This window comes from Methylobacterium sp. WL19 (assembly GCF_008040005.1).
Taxonomy (GTDB): domain Bacteria; phylum Pseudomonadota; class Alphaproteobacteria; order Rhizobiales; family Beijerinckiaceae; genus Methylobacterium; species Methylobacterium bullatum.
Genome location: NZ_VRVC01000056.1, coordinates 20,242 through 30,413, shown reverse-complemented (window position 1 = coordinate 30,413; position 10,172 = coordinate 20,242). Strand labels below are relative to the sequence as shown.

The window sequence follows — 10,172 nt, the reverse complement described above, 5'->3', positions numbered from 1 at the left end:
GCGCCGGCGGGGCGGGCTGGTTCGGCCCGCGCTCCGAGGTGAGGCTCGCGAACACGCCGGAGACGCCCGCCATGGCCAGGACGGTGCCCTCGGCCTTACGACGGATCGGTTCGAACCGCTCCGCCTCGCTCGGGTCGATCAGGATCGAGAACATGACCCGGTTGGTGGGGTCGACCACCACCTGCGAGAGGCGGCCCGATGCGGGCAGCGTGGTCCCGCCGGCATCGACGGTGACGGCGGACAGCGCCTTGAGCACGTCGTCGCGAGTAATGGCCAAGATGGTTCTCCGGGCGAGGCAGGCGGACACGGCGGACCGGACGCCCCTCTGCATGTAACCGACGAAGACGAGAACGCCAGACCTCTTGCGGTCTCACCCCCCCGATATGCGCGACGAGGACGGATTCAGCGCCGCCCCGGCGGGATGGCGATGAGGTTGCACCGCTCCATCGGCCCGCGCACGACCGAGCCGTCGCCGCGCCGATACGTCCCGTTGCGGACATGGCGGCATCCGGGGGGACCGGGGAGCCGCTTCACCCGCTGGATATGGACGCTGCCGTAGCGCCGGTGGGAGAAATCGTGACCGCCGATTCGCACGCCGGGACCGAAGCGGACCTGCGCCGCGACGGGCGCGGTGAGGACGGGGAGGGCGCAGGTGACGCCCAAGAGTAAATTGAGGATTCCCCGGGTCGGGATGGGCAAAGACATTCTTCCTCTTCTCCGAACGGCGCTGAACCAAGCGAGCCCTGGCCCGTTGTGAGTGCAGCCTTCAGGGCCGGCCCGCGACCGGGAGCGCCGCGCCCCGATACGGACGACAGACCTTCAGGAGACCATGTTCATGCATCAAGGCAACCACCGCGACCACGAGGGCGCGAAGAAGCTGTTCGATCTCGTCAAGGACATCAAGGTCGCGATGATGACCACGGCGGATCAGGACGGGAAGCTCTACAGCCGCCCGATGTGGAGCCAGGACATCGACGAGAACGGCGACATCTGGTTCTTCACCAAGCTGCACACGCCCAAGACCGCGGAGATCGGCAAGGACAACCAAGTCAACCTAGCCTATTCCGACCCGTCGAGCCAGACTTACGTCTCCATCGCCGGCAAGGCCGAGATCGTCACCGATCAGGCCATCGTCGACGACAAGTGGAGCGAGAGCATGAAGACCTGGTTCCCCAACGGCAAGGACGACCCGGAAGTCGCGCTCATCCGCATCCACCCGGAGAAGGGCGAGTATTGGGACAGCCCCAACGCCACGGCCCTGCACATCTACGGCTACGTGAAGGCCGCGCTCACCGGCGAGTCGCCCAAGACCGAGACCAAGAAGGTCGATCTCGCCTGATTTTTTTGATCGGACGGACGATAGGGGCGGTCATCCGAAGCCGGGTGGCCGCCCTTCTGCGTTTTCCAGTTCCAGCGCAAGCCTCCCTCTGTCGCGAGACTGCGCGCGGGACCCTCCTCCCCCTTGTGGGGAGGAGTTGGAGGTGGGGGTGGTGGGGCGACCCTCCGCCGGTGGAGGCTGGCGGAGCCACCCCCACTCCTGACCTCTCCCCACAAGGGGGAGAGAGACCCGCGCCTCCCCTCGCTCGCCCGCGATACACCCGAGGGGCCGAACCGTTCAGTCGACGTCAGCCCCCGCCAATCGCCGGGTGTACGATTGACTCGCGCCCGAGGCCCATGCGCTCTTCGCCGGTGAGCGGGCGCCCGGGTCCCGCGCCGGATCCCTCCCGACCATGCTCGATCTCGCGACGCGGGTTTACAACCACAACTTCAAGATCGACCCGATCATCCGGTCGCTGCTCGATACGGATTTCTACAAGCTCCTGATGGCGCAGACGATCTTTCGCCGCCATCGCGACGCCGACGTGACCTTCGGCATCCAGAACCGCAGCCGCTCCGTCCGCATCGCCGATTTCGTCGATGTGGGCGAATTGCGCGAGCAGCTCGATCACGCCCGCACGGTTCGCCTGAGCCGGGGGGAATCCACTTGGCTGCGCGGCAACACCTTCTACGGCAACCGCCAGATGTTCTCGGCCGATTTCATGGATTGGCTCGAAGGCTTCCGCCTGCCGGACTACGAACTCGAGGCGCGCGACGGACAATACGTCCTCACCTTCCACGGTCCCTGGATCGAGACCACCATGTGGGAGGTGCCGGCGCTGGCCATCCTCAACGAGTTGCGCTCGCGGGGAATCCTGCGCGGGCTCGGCAAGTTCGAGCTGCAGGTGCTCTACGCGCGGGCGATGACCCGGGTGTGGGAGAAGATCGAGCGGCTGAAGCGCCTGCCGGGCCTCTCCATCGCAGATTTCGGCACCCGCCGCCGCCACGGCTTCCTGTGGCAGGATTGGTGCGTCGAGGCCATGCGCGAGGGCTTGGGCGAGGCCTTCCTCGGCACGTCGAACTGCCTCATCGCCATGCGCCGCGAAGTCGAGGCGGTGGGCACCAACGCCCATGAACTGCCGATGGTCTATTCCGCGCTGGCGGAGGACGACGCGGCCCTGGCCCAGGCGCCCTACGACGTGCTGCGCGACTGGCAGCAGGATTATGCCGGCAACCTGCTGGTGATGCTGCCCGACACCTACGGCACCACCGGGTTCCTCGCCCATGCGCCGGACTGGATGACGGCCTGGACCGGCATCCGCATCGATTCGAAGGACCCGATCGAGGGCGGCGAGGAGGCCATCGCCTGGTGGGCGTCACGCGGCTGCGACCCGCACGAAAAGCTCGCGATCTTCTCGGATGGGCTCGATGTCGGGACGATCGAGGAGATCCACGCGCATTTCCACGGGCGGATGCGCATCGGCTACGGCTGGGGCACCCTGCTCACCAACGATTTCCGCGGGCTGGTGCCGGATCACGGGCTCGATCCGATCTCCATCGTCTGCAAGGTCATCGCCGCCAACGGCCGCCCCACCGTGAAGATCTCCGACAACCCGTCCAAGGCCATCGGGCCGGCCGACGAGATCGCCCGTTACAAGCGCGTCTTCGGCACCGGGGAGATGGCGGCGATGCCGGTCATCGTGTGAGCGTCCGCCATTCCTCGGGCTGCTGCACGATGACGCCGTACCAGCCGAGCCCGGCATAGGTCTCGTAGCCGGGGGTACGGTGGAAGGCGGTGACGGCGCCTGCCGAATCGGCGCCGCTCCGCCGCTCGCCCGGCCGAAACGGCAGAATCTCCCGGAGGAGGGAGCGGCGGCCGGAGGATGCGAGGACGAGCCCCTGCGCGTCGACCAGCAGCACCCGCGTCCGCTCGCGATCCGCAGGGTCGATGCGAACGCCATCCACGATGGACCGGGCCTGCGGCTCCCAATCGAAATGGATCGCCAGGATGCCGATGGGCCGTCCCTCGCTCCGGCCGCCTTCGCGGATGCCGGCGCAGAAGGTGGCGACCTGCGCGCCACCGAGACCCGGTTGGGGAGCCACCTCGGCGGCGACATAGGCGTCGCCATCGGGTAGGCCGGCCGCCTTCCTGAACCAGGGCTCGCCCGAAACGTCACGGCCGACGATGTCGCCGAAGCGGTCGGGCCGCCCATGCGCGATGACCCGTCCGTCCAATCCGCAGAGCCAGAGATCGAGATAGACCGTGTAGGCCCCGAGGATCACGGCCAGGCGCTCCGTGGCATGGGCGGCCCGCTCCGGCGTCGGATAGGCGGCGCATTCCACCAGGTCCCTGTCGGTCGCCCACCAGCGCACGTCGCAGGTCCGCTCATAGAGGTTGCGATCGATCAGCTCGACGGCATTGAGGGCGAGATCGATGAGGCGCGTGTTATGGGATCGCTCGGACAATCTCTCGACCTGGGACTGAACCGAGACGATCCGGCCGCACAATTCGGCTTCGAGGGCCTTCGCCACGGTCTCGACCTCCGCGCCGATGGCGCGCACCTCCTGGGCCACCACCGCGAAGCCGCGCCCCATCTCACCGGCCCGCGCCGCCTCGATGAGCGCGTTCAAGGCCAGTATCTTCACCTGCGCCGTGATGCCCTGGATGCGGCGGCTCTTGTCCGAGGAAATGCGTTTGAGCTCGGCGATCTCGGCCGCGACACCGCGCAGGCTCGAATCACCGGTTTCGGCATCCGGAGACCCCGCCCGATCATCCCGCATGAAAACCACGTCGCCCATGTGCCCGCCGACAAATAAAATCGATCGATCAAATGAGGCACGATCTTATAAGAATCGATGAATTATGTTGTCCTGACTGAACTTGGCGCAATAGATCCGACATCGCCCACATCGAAATAATGATGCCGAACAACCAAACCCGACATCATGAACAGGCAGCGCGCCATCGGGTTTCGGATCGGCGGCTCCCGGGCCCTGATCCCGATGGATATATCGTGGCAACGACACTGTCTTGCCTTGAAAGCAAAGTTGTGCTGCCCGAACTTCGACGGCGGCCTGGATACGGGATCGGTTACTCGTCGGACGGCACCGGTAACTTCGCAACCGCGTCGGCGAACCTATGACGATGGACGAAGGCAGAACCCACAAGGCGGACCTCATGAGGATCGATCTCAATGCCGATCTCGGCGAAGGCTACGGCCCCTACACGCTCGGCGACGACGCGGCCCTCCTCGATCTCGTCACCTCGGCCAACATCGCCTGCGGCTTCCATGGCGGCGATCCTTCGATCATGGTCGCCACCGCCTCGGCGGCCAAGGCACGCGGCGTGGCCATCGGCGCCCATCCGGGATTTCAGGATCTGCGCGGTTTCGGCCGCCGGGTCATCGCCGAAAGCGCGGGGGAGATCGAGGCCGGGGTGGCCTACCAGATCGGAGCGCTCCAGGCCTGCGCGGCCCTCGGCCATCATCGCGTCACCCATGTGAAGGCGCACGGCGCCCTCGCCAACCTGTCGAACTCCGACGAGGATGTGGCCACGGCTCTCGCGCGGGCGGTCCTCGCCGTCGACCGGACCCTGCCCCTGGTGGTGATGCCGGGCCTCGCGGCCGAGCGCGCGGCTCGCGATGCCGGCCTCGCCGTGGTGCGGGAGATCTATGCCGACCGAGCTTATGAGGAGGACGGGCAGCTCTGCGCGCGCTCGCGTCCAGGGGCCGTCATTCACGATGCGGCCGAGGCGGCGGCGCGGGTCCGCCGCATGGTGGAGGAGGGGGCGGTGATCACCCTGTCCGGCCGCAGGATCGCGGTGTCCATCGACACGATCTGCGTCCATGGCGACACGCCGCAGGCGGTGGAGACGGCGCGCGCGGTGCGGCTGGCCCTCGGGGAAGCGGGCTTCGAACTGGCCGCCTTCGCCGCTGCCTGATCTCGGAATGAATACAAACGTCGAAAGCAGCAGGGATCGTTTCCCGCCGATACTCCGTTCCCCATGGCGACGACGCTGGCGAAACCGCCGCCCATCGTGTGCGTAGCGTTGAGACGGGACCGACATGGCGACACCCACCCCGGTTGAGGCCGCATCGCCGCAGGCGCCGAAGGCGGGGTCCGCGAGTGGCAAGGGTTCTGCCGGTTCCAAGAGTTCCGCGAGTGGCAAAACCGGCATCTCCCGGGCGACGCCTTTGCGGGAACCGATGTTGCCGCCTCGGGCGACGCGCATCGCGGCGGCCGAAGCGCTTCCTCCTTCGCTGGTCTCGCCCCTCATCGTCACCGCGCTGATCGTCTCCGGCCTTTATATCGGCCGCGACGTCCTGATTCCCATCGCCATCGCGGTCCTGCTGTCCTTCGTGCTGGGCCCCATCGTCTACCTGCTGCGGCGCCTGCGCTTCGGGCGGTTCCTGTCGGTCGCCACCTCCGTCGTCATGGCGCTCGGGGTGGCGGCGGCGTTGGCCACCCTCATCGGCGTCCAGCTCGCGGATCTGGCCAAGGACGTGCCCCGCTACCGAACCACCATCGAGCAGAAGGTCGAGGGCCTGCGCGACAGCCCGGCCGGCCGGCTGGCCGATTACGTCGCCAATATCGGCCGGACGATGCACCAGGGCGGCGAGGAGAGCGCCAAGCCCGAGGCTCCGAAGCCCGAGGCCGGGAAACCCAACGCACCGCCGCCCGAGAAACCGGTCGTCGTCGAGATGAAGGAGCGGGCGCCGGACCCACTGGCCCTGGCCAACACCATCCTGTCGCCGATCCTGCATCCGCTGGCCACCATCGGCATCGTGTTCATCGTGCTGCTGTTCCTGCTGATGCAGCGCGAAGACCTGCGCGACCGCATGATCCGCCTCGTCGGGTCGAGCGATCTCCACCGGACCACCGTGGCGATGGACGACGCCGCACGGCGTCTGAGCCGCTACTTCCTGGTCCAGCTCGCCCTCAACGCCGCCTTCGGCGTGGTGATCGGCATCTGCCTCTCCGTCATCGGCGTGCCCAACCCGGCCCTCTGGGGCATCTTCTCGGCGCTCATGCGGTTCGTGCCCTATATCGGCGCGGCCTTGGCAGCCCTGTTCCCCCTGGCCCTGGCGGCGGCGGTCGATCCCGGCTGGACGATGGTCATCGCGACGCTCGCGGTGTTCCTGATCCTCGAACCGCTGACCGGGCACGTCATCGAGCCGATGCTTTATGGGCAGTCCACCGGGATGTCGCCCTTCGCCGTGCTGGTCTCGGCCCTGTTCTGGACATGGCTATGGGGACCGGTCGGCCTGCTGCTGTCGACGCCGCTCACCGTCTGCCTCGTGGTGCTGGGGCGGCACGTGGACAAACTCGAATTCCTCGACGTGCTGTTCGGCGACCGGCCGGCCCTGACCCCGGTGGAGAATTTCTACCAGCGCATCCTTGCCGACGACCCGGAGGAGGCCGAAGAGCATGCCGAGCTGATCCTCAAGGAGTGCTCACTCTCCTCCTATTATGACGACGTGGTGCTGAAGGGCCTCGAACTCGCCGCCCGCGACGCTGCCCGCGGCGTGCTCACCCCGGAGCAGAAGAACGACATTCGCGACACGGTGGCCGTCCTCATCGCCGGCCTCGACCGCCGCGAGGTCGAGGTGCCCGACGACGATTTCGCCATTCCCGACGACATCCCGGCAGCCTGGAAGCAGGACGGCGCGGTCCTGTGCGTGACAGGCCGCAGCTTCGTCGACGAATCGGCCTGCACGATCCTGGCCCAACTGCTGAACAAGCGCGGCATCGGCACCCGAATCGTTCCCTTCTCCGACGTGGCCCGGGTTCAGATCGACGGGTTCGATCCCGGCCCGGCCCGGATGCTCTGCATCGTGTCCCTCGCCATCAACGGGGAGCCGACGCATCTGCGCCGCCTCGTCGGACGGCTGAAGAATCGCATGCCGGGCCTGCCCATCGTCGTCGGTCTCTGGCAGGCCGATCACGAGATCCTTAACGACGAAGGTCAGCGGGCGGCTATCGGCGCGGATACGCATGTGTCGTCCCTCGACGCCGCGTTGCAGGCCGTCCTCGCCCGGGCCGGCACCACGGCCTCGGTCGCGAAACCGGAGTCTTCAGCGCCCGAGATTCCGCCGGAAATACCACCCGAATTGCCGCCATCGGCGCCGGTCGCCGCCGCCATCCCGACCTGAACGCGGCGGGTTTTCCGCCGCGGCCGAAGAGCCGTGCGATTCCGCTGATTCCGCCCGGGGGATGGCGGTGTTTCGGGCCTGTTCGTGGCGGTCCGGGCTTGACGCGGGTCGCCCGTCACCGCTTCGGTTGCGGGGCGGTTCCACAGGGAGGCTTTCGATGAGCGTCGTCGATCTCGCACGGTTCATGGAAGACCTCGCCACCGAGTCGGGCCAGGCCATCCTGCCCTTCTTCCGGGCCTCGTTCGGCATGGACGACAAGGGCCGGGACACCGGCGCCTTCGATCCCGTCACCGAGGCCGACCGGGCGGCGGAGACGATCCTGCGCGGACGGATCCGCAGCACATTCCCCACCCACGGCATCGTCGGGGAGGAGTTCGGCTCCGACCACGCGGATGCCGAATGCGTCTGGGTCCTCGACCCCATCGACGGCACCCGCGCCTTCATCACGGGGCTTCCCACTTGGGGAACGCTGATCGGCCTGCTCCATGACGGCGTGCCGGTGCGCGGGCTGATGAACCAGCCCTATCTCGGCGAACGCTTCGTGGGGGATGGGGCAAGCGCCTCGTTCCACGGCATTCGCGGCCCTCGCAAGCTCATGACCCGCCGCTGCGAGCGCCTCGCCGATGCGCTGCTCGCCACCACCGATCCGCGCCTGTTCGCGCCGGGCGACGAGCAGGATCGCTTCCGGAGCATCGAGGGCGCCGTGCGCATGTCGCGCTACGGCACCGATTGCTATGCCTATTGCATGCTCGCGGCAGGCCAGATCGACCTCGTGGTCGAGGCCGGCCTGAAGGCCCACGACATCGTCGCGCTGATCCCGATCATCGAGGGTGCCGGCGGCATCGTCACCGCCTGGGATGGCGGTTCAGCCGCGACGGGCGGCCGGATCGTCGCCGCCGGGGACGTCCGGCTCCACGCCGCGGCCCTGCGCCACCTCAACCCGTAATGCACTGATTCTTTAGAGGCTTAGGCTCTGCGTCGCTCGTTTGGCCGAGGAGAAGCGATGGCCTCTTCCGGTCAATCGGGGGCGTGTCTCACGGCGTCATCGCGGCGGCGACGGCCCGCCCCGCATCGGCGTGTTCAGCCCTTTCCGACACGACCGTCCCCGGTACGAAGGCATCGAACGCCGCCCAGAAATCGTCTCGAATCGCGTCGCGTTCCGAGAGGATCTCATGACGGGCGTCGGGCAGGACGAGGAGGAAACCGGAGGAGAGGCGGCCCACGAACCGTTCCGTGATCGCGGTGTCGCAAACTGGGTCGGCGCCGGCGCCGATCACGAGAGTCGGAATGCGGATCGAGGCGGCCTTTCGCGGATCGGCGAGCTTCGCCATCGCCCGGAACGCGCCGACGATCCAGGCCACGCTCGGATCCCCCACGGCGCTGGCGCCGACGGCCCGGGCCGCCTGAGCGTTGCGTTCATAGCGTGTGGGATCGCCCGAGAGGCGGTTTCCCGCGAACGGTTTCGTAGCCAAAGAGGCGGGCTTGCCGAACGGGATGTAGCTGCGCCCGAGACCCAGCCTGTGCAGAACGCGAGCAAGGAAGAACGACGCTGCCGGGAAACGGATCATCCGGATCGACAGCATCGGCGCCACCGTCACGAGGCGAGCGAAGGGCAGCCACCCATCCATCGCCCCGGTCAGCGCTACGGCGCCGCCCATGGAATGGGCGAGACACATATGCGGATGCGGCATCAGCGGTCGCAGGATCGCATCCTCGATCGCCTTGAGATCGCGGCGATAATCGTCGAAACGCGCGACGTGGCCGCGATGTGCATCGGAGACCTGCCGTTGTGATTCCCCCTGGCCCCGCCAATCGAACGCGACAACGGCGAACCCGCGCCGGCGCAGCTCCGAGATGGTCTCGTAATATTTTTCGATGAACTCGGCCCGGCCCTGCAGCAGGCACACTGTTCCCTTCGCCAACCGGGTCGTCGGGCGCCAATGGGCCGCCCTCAGCCGGATCCCGTCATCTGCATGGACGACGACCAACGTCCCCCCCGGAGGGGCCGGATTTCCGGGCGTGGAAGCAAGGGTCAGCATGTGGAGGATCCAGACAAGAGAAGCAGCGGCAAATTTTGCATGAGAAGGGCTATCCAGACTCTTGAAGCCTTCCGACGTACCTCCGATATTGGAGGAGCGCCGGCCGATACGGCGGCGCAACGGTCCGGCCCTCTGGGCGGACGATAACGTTACATGTTGCTTCCTACGGAGAATATGTCATGCGCCAGTTCGATCTTGCTCCCCTCTATCGCTCTACCGTCGGCTTCGACCGTCTTTTCTCGGCCCTCGACCAGTTCGTGAGCGCCGATGCGGTCCCGACCTATCCGCCCTACAATATCGAGCGCACAGGCGAAAACGCTTACCGTATTACCGTCGCGGTGGCTGGGTTCACCGAATCCGACCTCACCATCGAGGTTAAGGAAAACGCGCTCACGCTCAAGGGCGAGCGCAGTCCCGACACGACCCGCAAAGCCGAGGTTCTTCATCAGGGGATCGCAGCTCGCGGGTTCGAACGCCGGTTCCAGCTCGCCGACTATGTTCAGGTCACGGGTGCGGCCCTGGAGAACGGCCTGCTCCATATCGATCTCGTCCGAGAGATCCCGGAGGCTAAGAAGCCCCGCCAGATCCAGATCGCCACGTCGGGCGCCGTGAAAGCGCCCGTGATCGAAGGTCAGGCGCAAGCAGCGGCGTAATCGCCGGTCTT

Annotated in this window: 10 protein-coding genes; 6 read left to right on the top strand and 4 right to left on the bottom strand. The window is 67.1% G+C overall.

Translation table 11 applies throughout. The features are described 5' to 3' along the window. Together FV220_RS12860 and FV220_RS12855 are read right to left on the bottom strand one after the other, a co-directional pair. Positions 1–277: iron-sulfur cluster assembly protein (locus FV220_RS12860; RefSeq protein ID WP_147831810.1), on the bottom strand; the 277-nt coding region annotated here is incomplete at its 3' end. 125 nt (positions 278–402) lie between these two features. Then, positions 403–705 carry a hypothetical protein gene (locus FV220_RS12855; RefSeq protein WP_246689451.1) on the bottom strand — a complete coding sequence of 101 codons (303 nt, stop codon included), beginning with the start codon at positions 703–705 and terminating at the stop codon, positions 403–405. A gap of 130 nt (positions 706–835) precedes the next feature. On the opposite strand from FV220_RS12855, the gene FV220_RS12850 reads away from it, so the two are divergent. After that, positions 836–1,339, top strand: a complete 504-nt coding sequence (locus FV220_RS12850) for a pyridoxamine 5'-phosphate oxidase family protein (RefSeq protein ID WP_056144830.1) — start codon at positions 836–838, stop codon at positions 1,337–1,339. 391 nt (positions 1,340–1,730) lie between these two features. Beyond that, positions 1,731–3,023, top strand: a complete 1,293-nt coding sequence (locus FV220_RS12845) for a nicotinate phosphoribosyltransferase (protein WP_056144651.1) — start codon at positions 1,731–1,733, stop codon at positions 3,021–3,023. Here FV220_RS12845 and FV220_RS26390 read toward each other — a convergent pair. Continuing rightward, complete coding sequence (locus tag FV220_RS26390) at positions 3,013–4,098, bottom strand: methyl-accepting chemotaxis protein (RefSeq protein WP_281406088.1); 1,086 nt, start codon at positions 4,096–4,098, stop codon at positions 3,013–3,015. The genes FV220_RS12845 and FV220_RS26390 overlap by 11 nt on opposite strands. A gap of 358 nt (positions 4,099–4,456) precedes the next feature. Here FV220_RS26390 and FV220_RS12835 point away from each other — a divergent pair, with 358 nt between their 5' ends. The 3 genes from FV220_RS12835 to hisN all read left to right on the top strand — a co-directional run bounded on the left by FV220_RS12835 (position 4,457) and on the right by hisN (position 8,415). Then, a complete protein-coding gene (locus FV220_RS12835; protein ID WP_147831806.1) occupies positions 4,457–5,257 on the top strand; it encodes a 5-oxoprolinase subunit PxpA in 801 nt (266 codons plus the stop codon). A gap of 265 nt (positions 5,258–5,522) precedes the next feature. Continuing rightward, positions 5,523–7,469, top strand: a complete 1,947-nt coding sequence (locus FV220_RS12830; RefSeq protein WP_147831804.1) for an AI-2E family transporter — start codon at positions 5,523–5,525, stop codon at positions 7,467–7,469. A 157-nt stretch (positions 7,470–7,626) separates the two neighbouring features. Further along, complete coding sequence (gene hisN / locus FV220_RS12825) at positions 7,627–8,415, top strand: histidinol-phosphatase (RefSeq protein ID WP_147831802.1); 789 nt, start codon at positions 7,627–7,629, stop codon at positions 8,413–8,415. A gap of 88 nt (positions 8,416–8,503) precedes the next feature. Here the strand turns inward: hisN and FV220_RS12820 are convergent, their stop codons facing one another. Then, on the bottom strand, positions 8,504–9,508 hold the full coding sequence (locus FV220_RS12820; protein WP_043764309.1) for an alpha/beta hydrolase: 1,005 nt from the start codon (positions 9,506–9,508) through the stop codon (positions 8,504–8,506). Positions 9,509–9,687: 179 nt separating this feature from the next. Here FV220_RS12820 and FV220_RS12815 point away from each other — a divergent pair, with 179 nt between their 5' ends. Further along, on the top strand, positions 9,688–10,161 hold the full coding sequence (locus FV220_RS12815) for an Hsp20 family protein (RefSeq protein WP_147831800.1): 474 nt from the start codon (positions 9,688–9,690) through the stop codon (positions 10,159–10,161). Positions 10,162–10,172: the final 11 nt, after the last annotated feature.